Here is a 22,335-nt window from a genome sequence, read left to right as displayed (position 1 = left end):
GGCGTTGCGCTCCGGCGCGCTTCACGCAAACTCCAAAATCAGCGCGTCCACCGCGAGGGTCGCGCCGGCGCTGGCGTGGATCTTCTTCACAGTGCCGTCCTGCTCGGCGCGCAGCACGTTCTGCATCTTCATGGCTTCGACGACGGCGAGCGTCTCGCCGGCCTTGACCTCCTGCCCCTCGTTCACGGCGATCGAGACCACGAGGCCCGGCATCGGACAGAGCAGCTTCTTGCCGGTGTCGGAAGCCGTTGTCACTGGCATCAGCCGGGCCGAGGCCGCTTCCGCCTCGGTCCAGACATAGACGGGCACCTCCACGCCCTGATGCGCGAGACGAATGCCGTTGGCAATCGGGCGGGCCTGCAGCGCGACGAACTGTCCATCGATGGTGCCCTGCCAGACCGGATCGCCGGGCTTCCACGGCGATTGCAGCAGATGCGCATTGCCGGCCTTGCCGTCCGCATCGACGAAACGCACCGTGATTGCTTCGCCCTCGCGCGCAACCTCCAGCAGGATCTCCTGGCGATCGAGCCAGACTGCGCGGCGGCGCTCGCGCTGCACGATGCGGCCGCCCATCTGGCCCGAGATCTGCCGCTTGCGCTCGCCGAGCACATGATCGATGGCGGCGCCGACCGCAGCGATCCGCCGCGCGACCTCGCCTTCGGGCACGCGCACCGCAAAGCCCTTGGGAAACTCCTCGGCGATGAAGCCGGTGGAGAGCCGTCCCTCGCGCCAGCGCGGATGGTGCATCAGCGCGGACAGGAACGGAATGTTGTGCCTGATACCGTCGACATAGAAGGAATCCAGCGCTGTCGCCTGCGCCTCGATCGCGGCCGCGCGCGAGGGGGCATGGGTCACCAGCTTGGCGATCATCGGATCGTAATGGATCGAGATCTCGCCGCCCTCCTGGACGCCGGTGTCGTTACGCACGGTGATACCATCCTGGCTGGCTTCCGCCGGCGGGCGATATTTCACCAGGCGCCCGATCGAAGGCAGGAAGTTGCGGAACGGATCTTCGGCATAGAGGCGCGATTCAACCGCCCAGCCGGTCAGCGTGACGTCCTTCTGCGCAATGGCGAGCTTCTCGCCGGCGGCAACGCGGACCATCTGCTCGACGAGATCGATTCCGGTCACGAGTTCGGTGACGGGATGCTCGACCTGGAGGCGCGTGTTCATCTCCAGGAAGTAGAAGCTCTTGTCCTGCCCTGCGACGAACTCGACGGTGCCGGCGGAATCGTAGTTCACGGCTTTCGCCAGCGCGACCGCCTGCTCGCCCATCTTGCGGCGGGTTTCCTCGTCCAGCAGCGGCGACGGTGCCTCCTCGATGACCTTCTGGTTGCGGCGCTGGATCGAGCATTCACGCTCGCCGAGATAGATCACGTTGCCGTGCTTGTCGCCCAGCACCTGGATCTCGATATGGCGGGGATCAACGATGAATTTTTCGACGAAGACGCGGTCGTCGCCGAATGAGGCCTTGGCCTCGGCCTTGGCGAGATTGAAGCCCTCGGCGACCTCGGCCTTGGAGTGCGCGATGCGCATGCCCTTGCCGCCGCCGCCAGCGGAGGCCTTGATCATGACGGGATAGCCGATCTCGTCGGCAATGCGGACCGCGTGCTTGTCGTCCTCGATGACGCCGAGATGGCCCGGCACGGTCGAGACCTTGGCCTTGGCAGCCGCCTTCTTGGATTCGATCTTGTCACCCATCGCCGCGATCGCGCCGGGGTTCGGGCCGATGAAGACGATGCCGGCCGCCGCCAGCGCACGCGGAAACGCCTCGCGCTCGGACAGGAAGCCGTAGCCGGGATGCACCGCTTCCGAGCCGGTCTTGCGGCAGGCGTCCACGACCTTTTCGATCACCAAATAGCTCTCGGCCGCAGCGGGTGGGCCGATCAGCACGGCCTCGTCGGCCATCTCGACATGGAGGGCATCGCGGTCGGCCTCGGAATAGACCGCAACGGTCTGAATTCCCATCCGGCGGGCAGTCTTGATGACCCGGCAGGCGATTTCGCCGCGATTGGCGATCAGAATGCGTTTGAACATGCTTTTCTTGAGTCTCGACCTTGGGCGGGGACCCCTTACCTGGCCGCTGGGGCCTATGGGAAACGGGCCGTGTGGCTCCCGTGGTACATCAAAATGGGCCGGAGGCAACGGTCTAAATCCCTCCCCTCTGGCGTACCAGCGCAAGACCGGAATGGGCTTGCGCAACGGAGCCGGCTGGCCCTGGCACCACCTACAGCTTCCCGGCCTTGGCCGCGTCCCGCACGAGGCCGTGAACAAAGCCAAGCTTGGCGACCACCGCGGGCGACAGGATGAAGGGATAGAGGTCGCGCAGGCCCATGGCGCGGTTGACGCTGTTCATGGCGAAGGTGAAGGGCAACCATGCGTTGACCAGCGCTTCCACATCCCGGGCCTCGTAGGGGTCGAAACGGATGCGCGCCGTCAGCTCCCCGTCGCGGTCGACCTTGGGGCGTACCTCCATGCCGAACTCGGCGGCCATCTCCAGCGTGTCGACGATGTGGAGATAGTGCGCCCAGGTCTCGGCAAAGTCCTCCCACGGATGCATCGTCGCATAGGCCGCGACGTAGTTCTGCTGCCAGTTCGGCGGCGCGCCTTCGGCATAATGACGCTGCAGGGCCTGGCCGTAATCGGCCGAATCGTCGCCGAACATCGCGCGGAATTGGTCTAGCTTGTCCCCGTCGCGCACCAGCACGTCCCAGAAATAATGCCCGACCTCGTGGCGGAAATGCCCGAGCAGCGTCCGGTAGGGCTCGCCCATCTCGAGCCTGCGCCGCTCGCGCGCGAGGTCGTCGGCCTCGGTGAGCGCGATCGTGATCAGGCCGTTGTCATGGCCGGTCATGATCTTCTCTCCGCTGTGCGGATCGTCGGCGAGGAAATTGAAGATCAGCCCATGCGCGGGATTGTCCTGCCGGGTCTGGAGCGGCAGCTTCCAGCGGATCAGGGAATAGAACAGCCGGTGCTTCGCCACCTCCAGCTCGCGCCAGCCGGCGAGCTGCGCCGGATCCGACAGATCCGGCACGATGCCGTTGTGACGGCAGGCGCGGCAATAACCCGTGCCGTTACCTGTATCCGTCAGCCAGTTGCAGGAATCGTATTCGGCATTACGGCACAGCATGCGGCTTTCGGCCTTGTCGACCAGCGTCCTCCAGGCCCCGCCGTCGGGCTCGATCGCCGACATCGTCTCCTTCTCCGGCAGGAAGGCGACGCGGTGGCCGCAGCGCTCGCAAGCGCGGTTCTCGAAATACAGGACGTTGCCGCAGGCTTGGCAGACAAAGAGCTTCAAGATTTAGCCTCTTCGGAAAGGAAGGCTTGTGAATGAGTTGTGGCGCCTCGCAGATAGGCGCGCAGAGGGCCCATCGTTCCAACGTCAGGAACAAATAGCCAGCGGAGGCGTTCGTTCATATCCTCCGTCATCCTGCGCCTTACCTGCATATTCCCCTCTAAGCGATGGCCATCACGCTCCGTCTGTGTGAATATCGGTCCGGCACGTGCGCACCTGCATGACAACGGCCGACGCCTTGACCGATCCTTTGCCCGAGACCCTCGCTGCCGAAAGGCTGCGCCAGCACCTCGAAGACGTCGCGCGCGAGCGCGACAACGCCTATCGCGCGCTTCAGGAGCGCGAGGCCGAGCTCGCACGCATCCAGCGCATCGGCAAGGTCGGCGGCGTCGAGGTCGACTTCCGCGAAGGGTTCAAGAACCGCCGTTCGCCCGAATATCTGATGATCCACGGGCTGCCTCCGGAGGCCACGGACGAGACGCACGAGGACTGGGTCAACCGCATCCATCCCGAGGACCGCGACGCGACCGTCAGCCATTTCTTCGAGGCTCTCGCCGGAACGAGCCAAGACTACACTGCCGAATACCGCATCATCCGTCCCAGCGACGGCGAGACCCGCTGGATCCGGGTCGTCGCCAAGATCGAGCGCGACAGGGACGGCCGCGCCATTCGGCTCGTCGGCGCCCATATCGATATCACCGACCAGATGCTCGCGCGCGAGACGCTGCGCGAGAGCGAGGAGCGCTTTCGGCTGATTGCCGACAGCGCGCCGGTGCCGATCTGGGTGACCAAGCTCGACCGCAAGCGGTCCTTCGCCAACCAGGCCTATGTCGATTTCGTCGGCCTGCCCTACGATCAGGCCATCGATTTCGACTGGCGCAAGGTGCTGCATCCGGACGACCTGCCGCACGTGCTTCAGCAATCCGTCCAGGGCGAAGCTTCGCTAAAGCCGTTCGTGCTGGAAGCGCGCTACAAGAATGCCAAGGGCGAATGGCGCTGGCTGCGCTCGGAATCGCAGCCGCGCTGGGATCCGACTGGCAAGCATATCGGCTTCATCGGCGTCGCCCACGACATCACCGCGGCCAAGCAGGCCGAGATCGAGCTCCGGCAGCTCAACGAGACTCTGGAAGAGCGCATCGCCCAGCGTACCGCCGAGCTCGAAGCCAACGAGGCGCGTCTGCGTGCGATCCTGGAGACCAGTAACCAATATCAAGGCCTCGTCAATCTCACGGGCGAATTGCTTTACGCCAACAAGACCGCGCTCGCCGGCATCAAGGCGAATTCCTCGGACGTGATCGGAAAGCCGTTGTGGGAGACGCCCTGGTTCACCGGCACGAGCGGCATGAGTGCTGCCGTGCGAGAGGCCTTCGACAGGGTGCTCAAGGGCGAAGCCGTGCGGCTCGAGATGCGCCTGCACCTTCCCGTCGGCGAGCGCGATTTCGACTTCGGCATGCGTCCGGTGCTCGATCGCCACGGCAACATCACCGGTGCCGTGCCAGAGGCCGTCGACATCACCGAGCGCCGGCGCGGCGAGGAAGCGCTAAGGCAGTCGCAGAAGATGGAGGCGATCGGTCAGCTTACCGGCGGCGTCGCGCACGACTTCAACAATCTCCTCACCATCATCCGTTCGGCGACCGACTTCCTGCGCCGCCGCGAGCTGCCGGAGGAGCGCCGCCGCCGCTATGTCGACGCCATTTCCGAGACGGTCGAGCGCGCCTCCAAGCTGACGGCGCAGCTGCTGGCATTCGCGCGGCGGCAGCCGCTCAAGCCGCAGATCTTCGATGTCGGCAGCCAGGTCGAGAGCATCGCGCAACTGATCCGGCCGCTGGTCGGGGGCCGCATCGACATCGCGGTCGAGATTGACGATACCCGCTGCTTCACCCTGGCCGACATCGCCCAGTTCGAGACCGCGTTGATCAACCTCGCCGTCAACGCCCGCGACGCCATGGATGGCGAAGGCCGCCTCATCATCGCGGTGCGCAAGGTCGAGGGCATTCCGAGCCTGCGCGCACAATCGCCGCGCGGCGGCGACTACATCGCCATCTCGGTCAGCGACACGGGTCGCGGCATCGCGCCGGAACATCTCGACTCGATATTCGAGCCCTTCTTCACCACCAAGGAGGTTGGCAAGGGCACGGGACTCGGGCTCAGCCAAGCCTTCGGCTTCGCAAAACAATCCGGGGGCGACATCGCGGTGACGAGCGCGCAAGGCAAAGGCGCGACCTTCACCATCTATCTGCCGCGGGCGCAGAGCCCTGTAACGGACAAGGAAGCAGCGGCACTGACCTATGAGGCGGCGGCCACCGGGCGCGGCTATCGCGTCCTCGTGGTCGAAGACGACGACGAGGTCGGCCGCTTCTCCACCGAGTTGCTGGAGGATCTCGGCTACGTCGTCCGCCGCGTCGCCAATGCCAATGCGGCGCTGACCATCCTCGACGAGAACGAATTCGCCGTGGACCTCGTCTTCTCCGACGTCATCATGCCCGGCATGAACGGCGTCGAGCTCGCCGGCGTCATCCGCGAGCAGTATCCGGGTCTGCCGGTCGTGCTCACCTCTGGCTACAGCAACGTGCTCGCCGAGAACGCCCATCGCGGCTTCGAGCTGATCCAGAAGCCGTATTCGGTGGAATCGCTCTCGCGCATCCTGCGCAAGGCGATCACGGAGAAGCTGTCGATGGCACGGTGAACCTCTTTCGGCGTCCGGGCGAAAGCCGGGATCCATACCGCGTGATTTCCCTTGTGGCACACGCATCGTCGCTCTTCGCCAAACACCTTTTCGTGCTTGTGGGTCGCGGCCTTCGCCGAGACGACATTTGAGTGTTAGGCTGCAATTGCCCGCACAACGATGATCAGCCGCCACACGTAAAGACCCTGATGAAACCCGCGCTCCTCTCCGCCTGGCAGACCTGGGCGATCCTCTCCGCCTGCTTTGCCGCGCTGACCGCGATCTTTGCCAAGGTCGGCGTCGAGAATATCAATCCGGACCTCGCCACTTGTATCCGCACCATCGTGGTCCTGCTCGCATTATCGGTGCTGCTGCTCTGCACCGGCCAGTTCGCCATGCCCTCAGCGGTCTCGTCGAGAACCTGGTTATTCCTGGTGCTCTCGGGGCTTGCGACCGGCGCGTCCTGGCTGTGCTATTTCCGAGCGCTGAAGCTCGGGCCCGCAACGCTGGTCGCGCCGATCGATAAGCTCAGCGTCGTCTTGATCGCGCTGTTCGCCTTCGCTTTTCTCGGCGAGCGCCCGACGGCTCAGGGCTGGCTTGGCATTGCCATGATCGGCGGCGGCGCGGTGCTGCTCGCGGTCAAGTTTTGAGGAGCCCGGCGTGATCCGCGGAACCAGGCCGGCAACACGAAGGTTGCTGCCGGGGCCACCTTGAGCCTCGGCCGAGAGATCCGATGTCGAGCGCAAACTCCGATCAAGCGAGGCACGCCGGCCGCGCGCTCGATGCGGCCAATTTCTTCCTCGCCGACGTGCGCGACGGGCTCGGGCCCTACCTCGCCGTCTATCTCCTCACCGAGCAGCGCTGGGACGAGGCGCGCATCGGGCTCGTGATGTCGATTGCAACGATCGCCGGCATCGTAGCGCAGACGCCGGCAGGTGCGCTGGTCGATGCAACGCCGAGGAAGCGGCTCGCGATGGTGATAGCCGCCATTATGGTGACCCTTGCCTCGCTATCGCTGCCGTTGTTTCCGAACTTCGGGCCAGTCGCGATCTCGCAGGGGATTGCCCAGGCCGCCGCTGTCATCTTTCCGCCTGCAATCGCCGCCGTCTCGCTCGGCATCTTCGGCCATGCCGCTTTTACCCGGCGGATCGGCCGTAACGAGACCTTCAACCATGCCGGCAACGCTGTCGCTGCGGGTCTGGCAGGCGTCCTCGCCTATTGGTTCGGCCCGACCGTCGTGTTTTACCTGCTCGGCGCCATGGCGATTGCGAGCCTCGCCAGCATTGTCGCGATCCCCGAACGAGCCATTGACCACGATCTTGCTCGCGGCCTGCACCACGCTCACGCGAACAATCTGCCCGACCACCCCTCGGGCCTCGGCGTGCTCCTGACCTGCCGCCCCCTGCTCGTCTTCGCGCTCTGCGTCGTGCTGTTTCACCTCTCGAACGCGGCCATGCTGCCTCTGGTCGGCCAGAAGCTCGCGCTGCAGGACAAGAACATGGGCACCAGTCTGATGTCGGCCTGCATCGTCGCCGCGCAAGTCGTGATGGTACCGTTCGCGATGCTGGTCGGCGCCAAAGCCGACCGCTGGGGCCACAAGCGCTTCTTCCTCGCCGCGCTGCTGATCCTGCCGATCCGCGGCATCCTCTATACGCTCTCGGACAATCCGTTCTGGCTGGTCGGTGTGCAGCTTCTGGACGGTGTTGGTGCCGGCATTTTCGGCGCGATCTTTCCGGTTATCGTCGCCGACCTCATGCGCAACACCGGCCGCTTCAACGTCGCGCAGGGCGCGGTCATCACCGCTCAGAGCATTGGAGCTGCACTATCGACGACACTGGCAGGCCTGGTCGTGGTCCGCGCGGGTTACCATGCAGCGTTCATCTCGCTTGGCGCTGTGGCGGCGATCGGCGCCGTGATCTGCTTCTTCGCGCTACCGCAGACGCGGCAAATCGCAGACGGCGATCTGTGCGCGCGGGGGAAGACAGCTGCGCCGCATCGGCTATCGCTGCCGAATAGATCTGGTTCACCTTGAGGACTGAAACGTGCCGTCTGACGCCATCTGGGCCTGGAGCATCATCGTCGCTGCGACCGCAGGCGTGATCATCCGCCCTTTTCGCCTGCCCGAGGCGATCTGGGCAGCGATCGGTGCCGCCGCTCTCGTGCTCCTCGGCTTCCTGCCGTGGCGGGATGCGCTCACCGGCATCGAGAAGGGTGTCGACGTCTATCTGTTTCTGATCGGCATGATGCTGATCGCCGAGCTGGCACGGCTCGAAGGCCTGTTCGACTATCTGGCCGCCTTTGCCGTCGAGCATGCACGCGGCTCTCCGCAGCGGCTGTTCCTGCTGATCTATCTCGTCGGCACGCTGGTGACGGTGCTGCTCTCGAACGACGCCACCGCGATCGTGCTGACGCCGGCCGTTTACGCCGCCACTCGCGCGGCCGGCGCCAAGCCGCTGCCCTATCTGTTCGTCTGCGCCTTCATTGCCAATGCCGCGAGCTTCGTGCTGCCGATTTCCAATCCGGCCAATCTCGTGGTCTTCGGCAAGCACATGCCGCATCTTGGAGCATGGCTGCGTCAGTTCACGCTGCCGTCACTCGCCTCGATCGGCTTCACCTATGTCGCATTGCGCCTTGCGCTGCACCGCGAGTTGAAGGAGGAAACGATCGAAACGAGTGTCCCTCAACCGAAACTCGGACGCGGCGGCCGATTGACCGCCTATGGCATCGGCGCCATCGGCATCGTGCTGATCTGGGCCTCTGCGCTCGATCTGCAATTGGGCTTGCCGACGTTCGTCTGCGGGACCGCGACGGCGGCCGCCGTGCTGTTGATCAACCGTCAATCGCCTATGCCCGTGCTGCGCGGCGTCTCCTGGAGCGTGCTGCCGCTGGTCGGCGGGCTCTTTGTCATGGTGGAGGCGCTGGTGAAGACCGGCGTGATCGCGCAGCTCAGCGCGCTGCTGCACCAAGCGGTGGCGCAATCCGTCCCGCAGGCCGCCTGGAGCGTCGGCATTGCCACCGCGCTCGCCGACAACATCGCCAACAATCTTCCGGTCGGCCTTGTCGCCGGCTCCGTCGCCGCCAGCGATCATCTGCCCGCGCCCGTTGTCAGCGCCATCCTGATCGGCGTCGACCTCGGCCCCAATCTGTCGGTGACCGGCTCGCTCGCCACCATCCTCTGGCTGGTTGCGCTCCGGCGCGAGAAGATCGAGGTCGGCGCCTGGCCATTCCTCAAGCTCGGCCTGCTGGTGACCCCGCCCGCACTGATCGCGGCGTTGGCGGCGGCAATCTGGTAAGGAAGCCAGACGCAGCTTTCGAAATCAGGTGCGAGCTATTTGCGGTAGATCAATGCGGCCGGCGACGCTGCGGCAGACGATCGGCCTGCTCGGCCGTGAGGTGGGATCGATCCGGTCTTCTGAGCCCGTGACCGTCCGGCCCGATCGCGGCGATGACGCCGCGACCAGGTCGTGCTTCGTCAGTCGTTCTCGTAGCCGTAGACCTCCGGCAGGATGAAGATCGCAGCCAGCAATCCGATCACCGGGAAGATTGCGACGAACAGGGTGGCATTGGCTTGCCCGATCGCCGCGAACAGCGATGGGAACAGGAAGATCGCCAGGAACGACGGCAGCTTCACGAACATATAGGCGAAGCCGCTGGCGGTGCCGCGGTATCGCGGCCGGGCGACCATGGTCGGGATGGTCATGCAGTTCGACGCGTCCCAATAGTGGCCCCAGAGCATGCCGGCCGCGGCGAACGGCAGCAGCATCTTGTTGTCCGTGAAGAGCGCAAACGCAGCGACTAGCAGTGACACCAGCACGATGGAGAAGCCTGCGATCGCAATGCCGCGATGGCCGATCTTCGGCGTCAGCAGCGGCCCGACCCACCCCGACAGAGCGGCGAAGCTGAATAGCCCCATCGTCACCAGATTATTGCCGAGCACGCTCGACACGCCGACCATGACGAATAGCACCGGCAGGTAGAACGCGAAGGTCGAGAACTCGCTCGCCTGCGCGAAACAGGCGATCCAGCCATATAGGGTGGCACGCCAGCGGATCGGATCCTTCTTGAGATCGGCGAGGAACGCGCGGGTCGAGACCTTCGGCACCTCGACGTCCCGGTCCGGCAGCATGTCGAGATTGTCGTTGAACATCTCGCGCGCGACCTGCTTGGCCTCGCGGTAGCGCCCCTTCTGCACCAGCCACACCGCCGTCTCCGGTACGTCGTGGCGCATGATCAGGATGATCAGCGCCGGCACCGCGCCGAGGCCGAGCGTGACGCGCCACAGCATCTCGTGGTTCATGTCGATCAGCAGGAAGATCACGATGACGCCGATGGTCAGGACCTCGCCGACCGCGAACATGAACTGCCACCTGTTGCCCATCACCTCGCGCTCACCCTTGGCCATGGATTCCATGATGTAGGTGTAGCCGGTCGAAATGTCCGAGCCGAGCGGGATGCCGAGCAGGAAGCGGATCACGACGAGCCAGGCAACGTTGGGCACGAACGCCTGCGCCAATGCCAGCACGATGAACATCACCATCGTCACCAGGAACATGACGCGGCGGCCGATCTTGTCGGATAGCCAGCCGCCGAGCAGCGCGCCGATCAGGGCGCCGCCTTGGGTGCCGGCTGCGGCGAGGCCCAGCATCAGCGGATCGGGATTGTACTGCTCCTTGATGAAGATCAGCACGAAGGCGATCGAATACAGATCCCAGGCCTCGACCAGGATCGAGGCCATCATCAGCCAGCCGACCTTGTTGCCTTTGGGACTGTAGTTCGTGATGAGGTAGCGGACCGCGGCCTCGCTCGCGCTCGGTTGTGGCATCGCCATCGTCGACATGTGTGTTCCTTCCTTCAAACTTTCTCACGCGCCGAGCAGCGGCTCGATGCTGCAATCGAGCAGGCGCGGATCGATCCCCGCCTCCATGCCGGTGAATATCGCATCCATGTAATCGATCAGGGCATCGCTCGCTTTCACCGCATCCTCGACGCGGCGATTGGCGACCGCAGCGAGAACGGCGAGATGGCAATCGATCGTGCCCGACAGCTCGGTCTGTCCCGGCATGAAGCGGTGGTGGATGTAGCCGATGCGCCGGTACAGCGTGTGCAGCGGCCGCAGCGTGTGCACCAGGAACGGCTCGCCCGCGGCCTCCAGCACCAGCGCGTCGATCCGACGGTCGATGCTGTTGAATTCGTCGAGGGTCAGGCTGGCGCGGCGCTCGCGCAGCAGGCGCTCGATGTGCAGCGCCTGATTGCGATGCGACAGGCTGGCGCGATCGGCCGCGAGACGGATCACGAAGCGCTCCATGTCGCGGCGTAAGCCCAGCAGCATGCGCTCACGCGCCAGATCGATCGGGGCGATGTGCAGGCCGTGCCGTGGACGAATGATGATGAGCGTGTCGGCTGAGAGACGATTGACGGCGTGGTGCACCGGCGTGCGGCCGAAGCCGGTGATCTGCTGTAATTCCAGCATGGTCATGAACTGGCCCGGCTTGAGCTCGCAGTGGACGAGGAGCTCCTCGATCCTCTGATAGGCCAGCTCGAAGAAGTTGAGGCGGTTGCGCCGGGAGGGCCTGCCCTCGCCGCTATCGTCGTTTCTCACCACCTCGAGCGCGCGCTTGCGCCGTGCCATGTCGTCCTCCGTCAACCTGCGCTCTCGTTGCGAGCTGGCGCCTTGCTTGTGACATCCCTAAAACATATTGTGAAATATTACAAGCAGGCGTAGGACTGCCCATCGGCCCGCCGGCAAATGGTGGCGCAGAAATGACAAACAAGGCGGGCGCTATGGGCCCGACGGGAGGATTATTGCCGTGAAGATCACGTCGATCGAGACCCTGCGCACTGAAGAATTCTCCAACGTCATCTGGGTGCGCGTCCACACCGATGCGGGCATGATCGGGCTCGGTGAGACCTTTTACGGCGCGGGCGCGGTCGAGGCGCAGATTCACGACACCTTTGCCGGCCGGCTGCTCGGCCGCAACCCCCTGCACATCGAAGCCATCCACCGCGACATGCTGAACCTGCCGATGGCGCAGTCATCGACCGGCGTCGAATACCGCGCGGCGTCGGCGATCGACATCGCGCTGTGGGACCTGTTCGGCAAGGTCTGCGGCCAGCCGGTGCACCAGATGCTCGGCGGCCTCTGCCGCGACAAGCAGCGCATCTACAACACCTGCGCCGGCACCCAATATGTCCGCTCGACCAATATCAGCCCGGTCGCGAACTGGAATCTCGGCGCCTCCAAGGGACCTTACGAAGATCTCGACGGCTTCATGCATCGCGCCGACGCGCTCGCCGAAAATCTCCTGGAAAGCGGCATCTCCGCGATGAAGATCTGGCCGTTCGATCCCGCCGCCCAGGAAAACAAAGGTCTCTACATCACCGCCGCTCAGATGAAGCAGGCGATCGAGCCGTTCGAGAAGATCCGCAAAGCTGTCGGCGACAAGATGGAGATCATGGTCGAGCTCCATTCGCTATGGAATCTGCCGACTGCCAAGCAGATCGCGCGCGCGCTCGAGCCCTACAAGCCGACGTGGTACGAGGACCCGATCCGGATGAACTCGCCGCAGGCCCTGGCCGAATATGCGCGCTCGACCGACGTCTGGGTCTGCGCCAGCGAGACGCTGGGCTCGCGCTTCCCCTACAAGGACATGCTCGACCGCGACGCCATGCACGTGGTGATGGCCGATCTGTGCTGGACCGGCGGCCTTACCGAGGGGCGCAAGATCGCAGCGATGGCCGAAACCTATCATCGGCCTTTCGCACCGCATGACTGCATTGGCCCGATCGGCTTCATAGCCGCCATCCACATGTCGTTCAGCCAGCCCAACACGCTGATCCAGGAATCGGTGCGCGCCTTCTACAAGGGCTGGTACAATGAGCTCGTCACCACCATGCCCATGATCAAGGATGGTTTTGTCTATCCGATGGAGGGCCCCGGCCTCGGCGTCGACCTCCTGCCGGCCGTCTTCGACCGCTCCGATCTGATCGTGCGCCGCTCTAACGTCTAAGGATTCTTGAGATGAGCACCGCCCTCTTCGACCTTTCCGGCCGTACCGCGCTCGTGACCGGCTCCTCTCGCGGCCTCGGCCGCGCCATTGCCGAAGGCATGGCCAGGGCCGGCGCCAAGCTGATCATCAACGGCGTCGATCCCAAGCGCGTCGAGCAGGCCGTCGCCGAGTTTCGCAGCGCCGGACATCAGGCCGAAGGCGCCGCGTTCAACGTCACCGACGAGCCCGCGATCGTCGCTGCCTTCAACGACTTCGACAGACAAGGCCTCGCCGTCGACGTCGTCATCAACAATGCCGGTATCCAGCACCGCAAGCCGCTGGTCGAGTTCACTACCGACGAATGGCGCAAGGTGATCGAGACCAATCTCACCAGCGCCTTCGTGATCGGCCGCGAGGCGGCCAAGCGCATGATCCCACGCAAGCGCGGCAAGATCATCAACATCGGCTCGCTCGGCAGCGAGCTCGCGCGCCCGACCATCGCGCCCTACACCGCGGCCAAGGGCGGCATCAAAAATCTCACCCGCTCGATGGCGGTGGAATGGGCCCAGCACGGTATCCAGGCCAATGCAATCGGCCCCGGCTACATGCTGACCGACATGAACGAGGCGCTGGTCAACAACACCGATTTCAACACCTGGCTGATGAGCCGCATCCCGTCGAAACGTTGGGGCAAGCCGGATGAGCTGGTCGGCGCGGCGATCTTCCTGGCCTCCGACGCCTCCACCTACGTCAACGGCCAGATCATCTATGTCGACGGCGGCATGATTGCCGCGATGTGACCCGCGAACCGCTGAAGGAACAAACCATGCGCGCCGTCGTCATTCACGCCCCGAAAGACTTGCGGATCGACCTCTATCCGGATGTGGAGCCCGGACCGGGCGAAGTCCGCGTCAAGATTGCCAATGGCGGCATCTGCGGCTCCGATCTGCACTACTACCATCACGGCGGCTTCGGCGTGGTCCGCATCCAGCAGCCGATGGCGCTGGGGCATGAGATCGCCGGCGTGGTCGCTTCCGTCGGTGACGGCGTCACCCAGGTGAGGCCGGGCACGCGCGTTGCAGTCAATCCGAGCAATCCGTGCGGCCAGTGCCTGCATTGCCGGGAAGGCATGCACAACCAGTGCCTCGACATGCGCTTCCTCGGCAGCGCGATGCGCGTCCCCCATGTGCAAGGCGGCTTTCGCGAATTCATTACGGTCGGCGCCACGCGGGCCGTACCGATCGCCGACAGACTGTCGCTCGCCGAAGCTGCGGTCGCCGAACCGCTCGCCGTGTGTCTGCATGCCGGCAATCAGGCCGGTTCTCTCCTCGGCAAACGCGTGCTGATCACCGGCTGCGGCCCGATCGGCGCGCTGATGATCTTGGTTTCGCGCTTCGGCGGCGCCGCCGAGATCGTGGTGACCGATGTCGCGGACGCCCCGCTCGCGGTCGCGAAGAAGCTCGGCGCCACGCACGCGATCAATGTCGCGACCAATGCCACTGCGCTCGATTCCTGGCGTGCCGGCAAGGGCGTGTTCGATACGCTGTTCGAAGCCTCGGGCAACCAGGCCGCACTCCGTACCGCGCTGGACGTATTGCGGCCCGGTGCCACGCTCGTTCAGCTCGGCCTCGGTGGCGAGATGACGCTGCCGATCAACTCCATCGTCGCCAAGGAATTGCAGCTCCGCGGCACCTTCCGCTTCGATTCCGAGTTCGAGCTCGCGGTGCGGCTGATGGGCGAAGGCCTGATCGACGTCAAGCCGCTGATCACGGCCACCATGCCGTTCGAGAGCGCGGTCGCCGCCTTCGAACTCGCCAGCGACCGCTCACAATCGATGAAGGTGCAGCTTACTTTCTAGGAGCGTCGGTGGCCTGCTGACTCTCGATCAGCCGGTCGCTGACCAGCCGCACGGCGCCGCGCTTCCAGGAATAGTCCGCGCCGAGGCGCAGGCCGCTGTCGCCGCGCGCCACCACGGCGCCGGTCTTGGCATCGCGCACCTGGAAGCCGAGCGTGTATTCGGTGCGGCTGACACGCCGCACCACCCCGATCAGCGACAGGTCCGCGCCGAGCTTCTGCGCAATCGCGGCCTCGCAGCCGCCGCAATCCCGCAAGGCGCCCGTCCTCGCCGTCCCTCCGCCGACATCGACGATCCGATAACGGCCGGAATGGCCGAGCGCCTCGCGCACGGCGGCGCTGACCTCGGCCAGATACGAGGCGTCCGAAGCCGAGACGATCGCGGAAGCGGCCGTCATGTCCTCGAGCTCGAAGTCGAACACGGCAAGCGCGACCGGAGCTGGCGTGGCGAGCGCAGCCATGACCTCGCGGGACACGAAGATCTCGGCGCGCTCCCACGATTCATCATTGTCGCCGCGGAAGGTGTAGAGCTTGTCCATCACGAGCCTTTTGGCGCCGACGTCGATCACGGCGACCTTGGCCCATTGCACCAGCGTGCTGGTCTTCTGGATGCCGCCGACGACCTTGAACGCCGCACCGTCCTCGGCAGACCGCAGCAGCCGATAGCGCCGGTCCGTGCCGATATCCCGCCTCAGCGCGGCCATGAACGCCGATAGCCGCCGCTCGTGGGCGGCGGTCTGGTTGGCCGGCTCGCCCGACGTATCGGTATAGCTGAAGTCGTCCATGGCAACGCCAATCGCAGCCTCGGCATCGGCTCGCGACGAAGAGAGGCCGAAGAGGAAAAAAGCAGAGAGAATCAGCCGGAAGCAGTGCATGAAGGAGCCTCGTGGGATGGAGCGGCCCTGCAAATCTGGACGGGTCGCCTGAGGCCACGCAGCCGTAATTGTCCCGACGAGCGCCGGGAAAATTTCACGACATTGCACTGCGGAAGGACGCGAACGCTTCCCGCGGGTTGCGTTCTGCCGTTTAATGGACGAGCGACAAAACCCGTTCGCACCAGGTGCCCGCCGATGTGGAATCGCCCGAGGTTCGATCTCAAGGTCCGTCTGACGCTCCGCGTGGCCGCAATATCGGCCGCCTGCTTCGCCGCGATCTCCGCCTATTTCCTTGTTACGGCCGAACGCGCAGCGCATGCGCGCATCGACGGTATCGCCGCCATCGTGGCGAAGACACTGGAGCTGCAACAGGGCAAGGTCCAGTGGGTAGCTAGCCCCCGCTCCGACTTCCCGAACCTTGATCCGGTTTCGGCCCATGTGATGACCGCCGGTCTGTGTCTTGGATTCCGGAGCGCTAGCGGCGAGATGCTTCAGCGCTTCTGTAGTGGCGCGCCTGCCCCGGCGAGCCCGCCGCCGCAAGCCTTCGCCGCCTTCTATCGCAGCCTGTTCGACCCCGGCCGCGAGGCGGCACGCCCGGTGATCGTGCGCGGAACGACGCTCGGCGAGACCGTGGTCTCGGTCGACCCCACCGTGCAGACGGCCGAGGCCTGGCACGAGGCTGGCCGCCTGATGATCGCGCTAGCGATCGCGTTGCCGCTGCTCTGCGCGCTGGTCTATGCCGCACTCGCTCGCGCCCTGCGCCCCACCCGCATGATCGGCAGCGGCCTTGAGCGAATCGCGGGTGGCGACCTCACGACCCGGTTGCCGCCGTTCGATCTCGCCGAGCTCTCTGCCATCCGCGACGTCTTCAACCACCTCGCCGAAAGCCTCGACATCGCGCTTGCGGAACGCAACGAGCTGACGCGGAAACTGATCGCGCTACAGGACGAGGAGCGCCGCCATCTCGCGCGCGAGCTGCATGATGAGTTCGGCCAGTCGCTCGCCGCAATCCGCGCGCTTGCCGCGTCCGCCCGCCAGACGGCGGCGCAGGACTGCCCGGGGCTGCTGGGAGAGTGCGACAGCATTGCCCGGACCGCGACCGGCATGATGGAGACGCTGCGCGGCGCGCTGTTCCGGTTGCGGCCCCCCGACGTCGACGAGCTCGGCCTTGTCGCGAGCCTCGAAGGCCTGGTGGCGGGGTGGAACGGCCGCAGCCGCGGCCAGACCCGCGTCGATATCCGGTTCGACGGCGCCTTCGAGAACGTGCCCGCCTCCGTCAGCGCCAATCTCTACCGGATCGTGCAGGAAGCGCTCACCAACGCGGCCAAGCACGCCGGGGCCACGAAGGTCAGCCTTCATCTGACGATGGCCGAAAATGAGATCGCGCTCGCGATCGAGGACGACGGCCGGCCGAACGAGGCGGCCGTCAAATCCGGCATGGGCCTGCTCGGCATGCGCGAGCGCGTCGCCGCGCTTCGCGGCCGGCTGAGCTTCGAGACCGGCCCTAATGGCTCCGCGCTGCGCGTGTTCATTCCGCTCGCGGCCACCGATCGGCAGGCACTGGAGCACGCCGCATGAGCACGACTGAAGCGACCATCTTGCTGGTCGACGACCATTCCGTCGTCCGCGAGGGGTATCGCTCCGTGCTCCAGAAACAGCCGGGTTTGCGCGTCGTCGCCGAGGCGGCCGACGGCGCGGAAGCCTACCGGCTGTACAAATCCGAGGCACCCGACCTCGTCATCATGGACCTCAGCATGCCCGGCATCGGCGGCATCGAGGCCGTCAGGCGGATCCGGCAATGGGACAAGGCGGCAAGGATCCTGGTCTTCACCATGCACGAGAATGCCGGCTTTGCCGTGCAGGCGATCCGCGCCGGTGCCAGGGGTTACGTCACCAAGACCAGTCCACCCGAGACCTTGGTGCGCGCGGTGAAGGACGTGCTCGCCGGCAAGATCGCCATCAGCCCCGACATCGACCATGAGCTTGCTCTCAGCCGCATCGGCGGCGAGAGCTCGGCCGCCGACGTGCTCACGCCGCGCGAATTCGAGGTGCTCCGCCTGCTGCTCGCCGAGAACACGACTGAGCAGATCGCCGCGACGCTGCATGTCAGCCCGAAGACAGTGGCGAACCTGCACTCGCTGATCAAGGACAAGCTCGGCGTCGGCTCCGACATCGAGCTGGTGCGGCTGGCGCTGCGCCAGGGAATCTTGACCGAGGTCGATCTCGGCGAGGCCTGAGCTGCGCCGCCGAGCATCATTCGCGCGCGACCACCGAGTCCAGCCACGCGCAGTTGAGCGGCGGCACACGCGGATCGGCGACGCGCACGCCGCGGGCAGCCGCGTCGAGCCGCATGTCGCGTAGCCGCTTGCGCTGCTCTTCGGGCATATGCAGCCGCTCGTGACCCCATAGGGAGGGCCCATCAGAGGTCTCGTGCGGCTGCCAGGCCTCGGGATCGATGACGCGTCCGCCCCAGCCGTATTCAATGAAGAAGCCGGACGGCGTATTCACGTAGAACGAGGTCATGTGGTCATTGGTGTGCCGGCCCAGCGTGTAGGCGGTGCGTCCCTCGTCCATCTGCGCGAGGTCGTAGCCCTGCCCGACATCATCGAGGCAGCCGAGCTCGACCATGAAGTGATGCATCGCCTTCCGCCCCGATCCGACCATCGCAAAGGAATGGTGACGGCCGTTGACGTGGAAGAAATAAAGCCCGTAAGGCTTCAGCCCGAAATCGGAAACGTGAAAACCGAGCACGTCGCGATAGAACGGCAACAGCACCTCGACATTCTCCACATTGAGCACGACATGCCCCATGCCAAGCGGCCCGGTGCGGAAGCCCGAGATCGGGCGGCCCGGCTCGAACGGCTCGCTCGCAAGCTCCGGCTTGCAGAAAGCCTCCAGCCGGTTGCCGGCGGGATCGGCGAACGCGATCAGCTCGCCGACATGCCGCTCGTCAGCGAGTGCGCGCGAGCCCCTCGTCACCTTGGTGCCATGTCTTTCGAGCCGTCCTGCCAACTTGTCCAGTTCGGCGGTCGAAGGAACTTCCCATCCCATCACCGCAAGGCCCGCATCGCTGCCGCCGTCGACGATCAGCCGCTGCTTGCGGTCGTCCATGCGGAAGGCCCGCACCTTGCCGCCACGATCGACCTGCTGCATCCCGAGCAGCCCGGTCGCCATCAGGCTCCATTGGTCGAGCTGGGATGAACTGATTCCGATATACCCGAGCGCTGCGATTTCCATCGAATTCCTTCCCGAAGGCATCGCGATCGCCGTACTGCGGCGAGCTTGATACCGGCCGCGCGCGATCCTACGGTGGCGTTCCGCAATCGCCTCGCGTTCGCAACGACAATAAGCGCGCCGGGATGTGCCACAAGGGAGGAAATACAAAGTGTCCAAGGAGCGGACGCGGAACGGCCAGCCTCGGCAGTCTGACGGCGTCCGCGCCTTCAAGCGCGGGCTGGACGTGCTGCAGGAAGTCAACCGCTCCGGCGGCATCCGCGCCGGCGACGTTGCCCGCGCGCTCGACCTGCCCCGTCCCACCGTCTATCGCCTGCTCGAAACGCTGGAGGAACTCGGCTATGTCGCGCGCAGCGCCAGCGACGACCGATTTCGTGTGACCCGGCGGGCGCTGAGCCTCGGTGACGGCTATGACCCCGGCGTGGTGATCTGTCAGGCGGCAGCGCCTTATCTCGCCGAACTCAGCAAGACCCTGATCTGGCCAGTCGATCTCTCCACCTACGAGAACGCCGCGATGGTGGTGCAGGAAACCACCCATTCGCGCAGTCCCCTCTCGATCGACCGCGGCATGATCGGCAAGCGCCTGCCGATGCTGCGAACGTCCGCGGGGCGCGCTTATCTCGCCGCCTGCCCCGCGCGCGAGCGCGATCTGATCGTCAGTCATTTGCGCCGCATCGACGAGGCCGACGACCGCCCCTTCCTCGACCAAGGCCGGCTCGACCGCATGATCGCGGAGACTGCCGCGCGCGGTTACGCGATCCGCAGCGAGGGCGAATACAATCCCAAGACCTCCTCGATCGCCGTGCCCATCGTTCGCAACGGCACCGTATTCGGCTGCATCTCAATTATTTGGATCCGCTCCGCGCTGGGCATCGAGGAAGCGGTGGCGCAGTTCGCGGGCCAGCTTCAGGAGACCGCGTCAGCCATTCCCGTCGAGGTCTAGTCGCCGTCCGCTGGGCGGACACTTGGCGCGGCAGTGTTGAAGGGATCGCACCGCTTGGGGAAAAGATAGCCCCATGCAAGATAAATCCGCCCCAGAAGAGTTTGACATCGTGATCGTCGGCCGCGGTCCGGTCGGCGCCACGCTCGCCAATTTGCTCGGCCTGTGCGGCGCGCGAACGCTCGTGCTCGAGCGCGAGGCCCGGACTTATCATTTGCCGCGCGCGGTGCATTTCGACGACGAATGCATGCGCGTGTTCCAGACCATCGGCCTTGCTGACGCGATCCTGCCGCACGTCATCCTCAGCCCCGGCATGCTCTTTCTCGATACCAACGGCCGCATGCTGCTGGACTGGTCGCGCCCGCAGACGCCGACACCGATGGGCTGGAATCTCAGCTACCGCTTCCACCAGCCTGATCTGGAGACCGTGCTGATCGGCGGCCTCGCCCGCTGGCCACATGTCGCCTTGCGCAGTCGCTGCGACGTGTTCGCGCTGGATCAGGATGAGGCCGGCGTGCGCGTCCGCTATGAGGACCTCTCCAACGGAGGACTCAGGGAAGTTCGCGCCGGCTACGTGATCGGCTGCGACGGCGCCCGCTCCCTGGTGCGCCGCTTCATCGGCTCGGGCATGGACGACCTCGGCTTCCACGAGCGCTGGCTTGTGATCGACGTGCTGCTCAAGCGCGCGCGCGACGACCTCGGCGACTACAGCCTCCAGCATTGCGATCCGAGGCGGCCCGCAACTTACGTGCGCGGCACCGGCACGCGGCGGCGCTGGGAAATTACGGTCCTGCCCGACGAGGACACCCAGGAGGTCACGCAGCCGGCAAAAGTCTGGGAGCTGTTGTCGCGCTGGATCACGCCGGACGATGCCGAGATCGAGCGCGCCGCGGTTTACACGTTTCATTCCGTGATCGCGCAACGATGGCGCAGCGGACGTCTGCTGCTCGCGGGAGACTCCGCCCACCAGACTCCGCCCTTCCTCGGCCAGGGCATGTGCGCCGGCATCCGCGATGCCGCCAACCTCGCCTGGAAGCTGGCGAGCGTGATCCGCGAGAGCGCCGCGCCCGATCTGCTCGACACTTATCAGAGCGAACGCCTGCCGCATGTGCGCGAGTTCATCGAGCTCGCCATTCGCCTCGGCGGGATCATCAACACCAAGGCGATCGAGGCCGGCCTTGCCGCCGGCGAAGCGCGCGAGAACGCGCCGGTCAAGTTGGAAGTGAAGAAGCCCCTGCTCGGCCCCGGCCTCGCGTTCGGCGACCTGCCGCTCGCCGGACACCTCGCACCGCAATTCATGCTGAGCGACGGACGCCGCAGCGACGACCGGACCGGCTATCATCATCTCCTGCTCGTCGAGAGGGCGGCCGCACTGCCGCGCCTGGCGCTGTCGCAGACGGGGCTCAAGATCCTGACCAGCGAGGATGCCAACGGCATCAGCCCCTGGCTGCGCGAGCACGGCATCATCGCCGCACTCGTTCGCCCGGACCGCTATGTGCGCGGGTCCGCCCGCAACGAGGCCGAGCTCGACCGCCTCATCGCCCCCATTGCGCCTCCAACCCACGTGCCGTCAGCGGCCTGAGCGGACACTTTCTCGAGGATATCTCATGAAACTGCTTTCTTTCATCGTCGACGGCCGTCCCTCGTTCGGCACCGTCAAGGACAACGGTGTCGTCGATCTCGGCGCGCGCATAGCCGGGTGCACCACGCTGCGGCAGCTGCTCGAGGCCGATCGCCTCGCCGAGGCGGCAAGGCTGGCCGACTCCGCGGCCCCCGATCACGCGCTCGACAAGATCAGCTTCGCGCCCGTGATCCCCGATCCCGGCAAGATTATCTGCGTCGGTCTCAACTATCGCGATCACGTGGCCGAGACCGGTCGCACCGTCACCGAAAAGCCGGCGCTGTTTGCGCGCTTCGCCTGCAGCCAGGTCGGCCATCTCCAGCCGATCGTGAAGCCGAAGGTCAGCGACGATTTCGACTACGAAGGCGAGCTCGCACTCGTCATCGGCAAGGAAGGCCGGCACATTCCCGCACACCGCGCGCTCGACCATGTCGCGGGCTATTCCTGCTACAACGAAGGCAGCATCCGCGACTGGCAGCGCCACACCAGCCAGTTCCTCTCCGGCAAGACCTTTGCCGAAAGCGGCAGCTTTGGCCCATGGCTGGTGACGGCGGACGAAATTCCAGATCCGTCAAGGCTCACCTTGCAGACGCGCCTGAACGGCACCATCGTGCAGGATACCACCACCGACCTCCTGATCACCGCCATCCCCAAGCTGATCTCCTACATCTCGACGATCTGCCCGCTCGTCCCCGGCGACGTCGTCGTCACGGGTACGCCCGGCGGCGTCGGCGCCAAGCGCTCGCCGCCGCTGTGGATGCGCCCCGGCGACACCGTCGAGGTCGAAATCTCCGGCATCGGCACGTTGCGCAACACGGTCATCGCCGAACCGGCCTGATCACCGATGCCAATCAATCAAACATAA

The 22,335-nt window shown here is 65.4% G+C and carries 18 protein-coding genes; 12 read left to right on the top strand and 6 right to left on the bottom strand.

The annotated features are described in order from the left end of the window. Window positions 1-21: 21 nt before the first annotated feature. Window positions 22-2,037 carry an acetyl/propionyl/methylcrotonyl-CoA carboxylase subunit alpha gene (locus tag IVB01_RS11230; RefSeq protein WP_247275711.1) on the bottom strand — a complete coding sequence of 672 codons (2,016 nt, stop codon included), beginning with the start codon at window positions 2,035-2,037 and terminating at the stop codon, window positions 22-24. A gap of 190 nt (window positions 2,038-2,227) precedes the next feature. After that, window positions 2,228-3,298, bottom strand: a complete 1,071-nt coding sequence (locus IVB01_RS11225) for a putative zinc-binding peptidase (protein WP_247275710.1) — start codon at window positions 3,296-3,298, stop codon at window positions 2,228-2,230. Between the two features lie 205 nt (window positions 3,299-3,503). Here IVB01_RS11225 and IVB01_RS11220 point away from each other — a divergent pair, with 205 nt between their 5' ends. The 4 genes from IVB01_RS11220 to IVB01_RS11205 all read left to right on the top strand — a co-directional run bounded on the left by IVB01_RS11220 (window position 3,504) and on the right by IVB01_RS11205 (window position 9,253). Further along, complete coding sequence (locus IVB01_RS11220) at window positions 3,504-5,981, top strand: PAS domain S-box protein (protein ID WP_247275709.1); 2,478 nt, start codon at window positions 3,504-3,506, stop codon at window positions 5,979-5,981. Window positions 5,982-6,169: 188 nt separating this feature from the next. Beyond that, complete coding sequence (locus tag IVB01_RS11215) at window positions 6,170-6,610, top strand: EamA family transporter (RefSeq protein ID WP_247275708.1); 441 nt, start codon at window positions 6,170-6,172, stop codon at window positions 6,608-6,610. Window positions 6,611-6,693: 83 nt separating this feature from the next. Next, the gene (locus tag IVB01_RS11210) at window positions 6,694-7,992 is read left to right on the top strand and encodes an MFS transporter (protein ID WP_247275707.1); all 1,299 of its coding nucleotides are present in this window, start codon (window positions 6,694-6,696) and stop codon (window positions 7,990-7,992) included. Window positions 7,993-8,002: 10 nt separating this feature from the next. Beyond that, a complete protein-coding gene (locus tag IVB01_RS11205) occupies window positions 8,003-9,253 on the top strand; it encodes an arsenic transporter (protein ID WP_247275706.1) in 1,251 nt (416 codons plus the stop codon). 179 nt (window positions 9,254-9,432) lie between these two features. On the opposite strand, the gene IVB01_RS11200 is transcribed toward IVB01_RS11205, so the two are convergent. Then, on the bottom strand, window positions 9,433-10,797 hold the full coding sequence (locus tag IVB01_RS11200) for an MFS transporter (protein ID WP_247275705.1): 1,365 nt from the start codon (window positions 10,795-10,797) through the stop codon (window positions 9,433-9,435). A gap of 24 nt (window positions 10,798-10,821) precedes the next feature. After that, window positions 10,822-11,589 carry a GntR family transcriptional regulator gene (locus IVB01_RS11195; RefSeq protein ID WP_247275704.1) on the bottom strand — a complete coding sequence of 256 codons (768 nt, stop codon included), beginning with the start codon at window positions 11,587-11,589 and terminating at the stop codon, window positions 10,822-10,824. A 178-nt stretch (window positions 11,590-11,767) separates the two neighbouring features. Here IVB01_RS11195 and IVB01_RS11190 point away from each other — a divergent pair, with 178 nt between their 5' ends. The 3 genes from IVB01_RS11190 to IVB01_RS11180 are packed head-to-tail and all read left to right on the top strand — an operon-like array spanning window position 11,768 to window position 14,804. Next, on the top strand, window positions 11,768-12,967 hold the full coding sequence (locus IVB01_RS11190; RefSeq protein WP_247275703.1) for a mandelate racemase/muconate lactonizing enzyme family protein: 1,200 nt from the start codon (window positions 11,768-11,770) through the stop codon (window positions 12,965-12,967). A gap of 11 nt (window positions 12,968-12,978) precedes the next feature. Continuing rightward, window positions 12,979-13,746 carry an SDR family oxidoreductase gene (locus IVB01_RS11185; RefSeq protein WP_247275702.1) on the top strand — a complete coding sequence of 256 codons (768 nt, stop codon included), beginning with the start codon at window positions 12,979-12,981 and terminating at the stop codon, window positions 13,744-13,746. Between the two features lie 26 nt (window positions 13,747-13,772). Then, entirely contained in the window at window positions 13,773-14,804 is a 1,032-nt protein-coding gene (locus tag IVB01_RS11180; RefSeq protein ID WP_247275701.1) for an L-idonate 5-dehydrogenase, read from the top strand. On the opposite strand, the gene IVB01_RS11175 is transcribed toward IVB01_RS11180, so the two are convergent. Further along, window positions 14,794-15,675 (bottom strand): DUF3280 domain-containing protein, encoded by an 882-nt coding sequence (locus tag IVB01_RS11175; RefSeq protein ID WP_247275700.1) that lies wholly within the window; start codon window positions 15,673-15,675, stop codon window positions 14,794-14,796. The genes IVB01_RS11180 and IVB01_RS11175 overlap by 11 nt on opposite strands. Before the next feature lie 195 nt (window positions 15,676-15,870). On the opposite strand from IVB01_RS11175, the gene IVB01_RS11170 reads away from it, so the two are divergent. Together IVB01_RS11170 and IVB01_RS11165 are read left to right on the top strand one after the other, a co-directional pair. Continuing rightward, window positions 15,871-17,253 carry a histidine kinase gene (locus IVB01_RS11170; RefSeq protein ID WP_247275699.1) on the top strand — a complete coding sequence of 461 codons (1,383 nt, stop codon included), beginning with the start codon at window positions 15,871-15,873 and terminating at the stop codon, window positions 17,251-17,253. Next, window positions 17,250-17,912: a response regulator transcription factor gene (locus IVB01_RS11165; RefSeq protein WP_247275698.1), complete on the top strand. Its 663-nt coding sequence runs from the start codon at window positions 17,250-17,252 to the stop codon at window positions 17,910-17,912. Before IVB01_RS11170 ends, IVB01_RS11165 begins: the two co-directional genes overlap by 4 nt. A gap of 16 nt (window positions 17,913-17,928) precedes the next feature. Here the strand turns inward: IVB01_RS11165 and IVB01_RS11160 are convergent, their stop codons facing one another. Further along, window positions 17,929-18,912, bottom strand: a complete 984-nt coding sequence (locus IVB01_RS11160; protein WP_247275697.1) for a VOC family protein — start codon at window positions 18,910-18,912, stop codon at window positions 17,929-17,931. A gap of 148 nt (window positions 18,913-19,060) precedes the next feature. Between IVB01_RS11160 and IVB01_RS11155 the strand changes: the two genes are divergently transcribed. The 3 genes from IVB01_RS11155 to IVB01_RS11145 all read left to right on the top strand — a co-directional run bounded on the left by IVB01_RS11155 (window position 19,061) and on the right by IVB01_RS11145 (window position 22,308). Next, on the top strand, window positions 19,061-19,852 hold the full coding sequence (locus IVB01_RS11155) for a DNA-binding transcriptional regulator (protein ID WP_247275696.1): 792 nt from the start codon (window positions 19,061-19,063) through the stop codon (window positions 19,850-19,852). 73 nt (window positions 19,853-19,925) lie between these two features. Then, window positions 19,926-21,431 (top strand): bifunctional 3-(3-hydroxy-phenyl)propionate/3-hydroxycinnamic acid hydroxylase, encoded by a 1,506-nt coding sequence (locus IVB01_RS11150; protein WP_247275695.1) that lies wholly within the window; start codon window positions 19,926-19,928, stop codon window positions 21,429-21,431. A 25-nt stretch (window positions 21,432-21,456) separates the two neighbouring features. Beyond that, window positions 21,457-22,308 carry a fumarylacetoacetate hydrolase family protein gene (locus tag IVB01_RS11145; RefSeq protein ID WP_247275694.1) on the top strand — a complete coding sequence of 284 codons (852 nt, stop codon included), beginning with the start codon at window positions 21,457-21,459 and terminating at the stop codon, window positions 22,306-22,308. The last annotated feature ends 27 nt before the right edge of the window (window positions 22,309-22,335 follow it).

The sequence above is a fragment of the Bradyrhizobium sp. 164 genome (assembly GCF_023073715.1).
GTDB lineage: Bacteria > Pseudomonadota > Alphaproteobacteria > Rhizobiales > Xanthobacteraceae > Bradyrhizobium.
This window is presented reverse-complemented; position numbering and strand designations above follow the sequence as displayed.

Bases quoted from the DNA above. Each gene is read 5' to 3' on its own strand.
- IVB01_RS11165 (WP_247275698.1), top strand. From the start codon at position 17,250: ATGAGCACGACTGAAGCGACCATCTTGCTGGTCGACGACCATTCCGTC.
- IVB01_RS11230 (WP_247275711.1), bottom strand. From the start codon at position 2,037: ATGTTCAAACGCATTCTGATCGCCAATCGCGGCGAAATCGCCTGCCGG.
- IVB01_RS11215 (WP_247275708.1), top strand. From the start codon at position 6,170: ATGAAACCCGCGCTCCTCTCCGCCTGGCAGACCTGGGCGATCCTCTCC.
- IVB01_RS11160 (WP_247275697.1), bottom strand. From the start codon at position 18,912: ATGGAAATCGCAGCGCTCGGGTATATCGGAATCAGTTCATCCCAGCTC.
- IVB01_RS11185 (WP_247275702.1), top strand. From the start codon at position 12,979: ATGAGCACCGCCCTCTTCGACCTTTCCGGCCGTACCGCGCTCGTGACC.
- IVB01_RS11175 (WP_247275700.1), bottom strand. From the start codon at position 15,675: ATGCACTGCTTCCGGCTGATTCTCTCTGCTTTTTTCCTCTTCGGCCTC.
- IVB01_RS11145 (WP_247275694.1), top strand. From the start codon at position 21,457: ATGAAACTGCTTTCTTTCATCGTCGACGGCCGTCCCTCGTTCGGCACC.
- IVB01_RS11180 (WP_247275701.1), top strand. From the start codon at position 13,773: ATGCGCGCCGTCGTCATTCACGCCCCGAAAGACTTGCGGATCGACCTC.
- IVB01_RS11200 (WP_247275705.1), bottom strand. From the start codon at position 10,797: ATGTCGACGATGGCGATGCCACAACCGAGCGCGAGCGAGGCCGCGGTC.
- IVB01_RS11195 (WP_247275704.1), bottom strand. From the start codon at position 11,589: ATGGCACGGCGCAAGCGCGCGCTCGAGGTGGTGAGAAACGACGATAGC.
- IVB01_RS11170 (WP_247275699.1), top strand. From the start codon at position 15,871: ATGTGGAATCGCCCGAGGTTCGATCTCAAGGTCCGTCTGACGCTCCGC.
- IVB01_RS11150 (WP_247275695.1), top strand. From the start codon at position 19,926: ATGCAAGATAAATCCGCCCCAGAAGAGTTTGACATCGTGATCGTCGGC.
- IVB01_RS11210 (WP_247275707.1), top strand. From the start codon at position 6,694: ATGTCGAGCGCAAACTCCGATCAAGCGAGGCACGCCGGCCGCGCGCTC.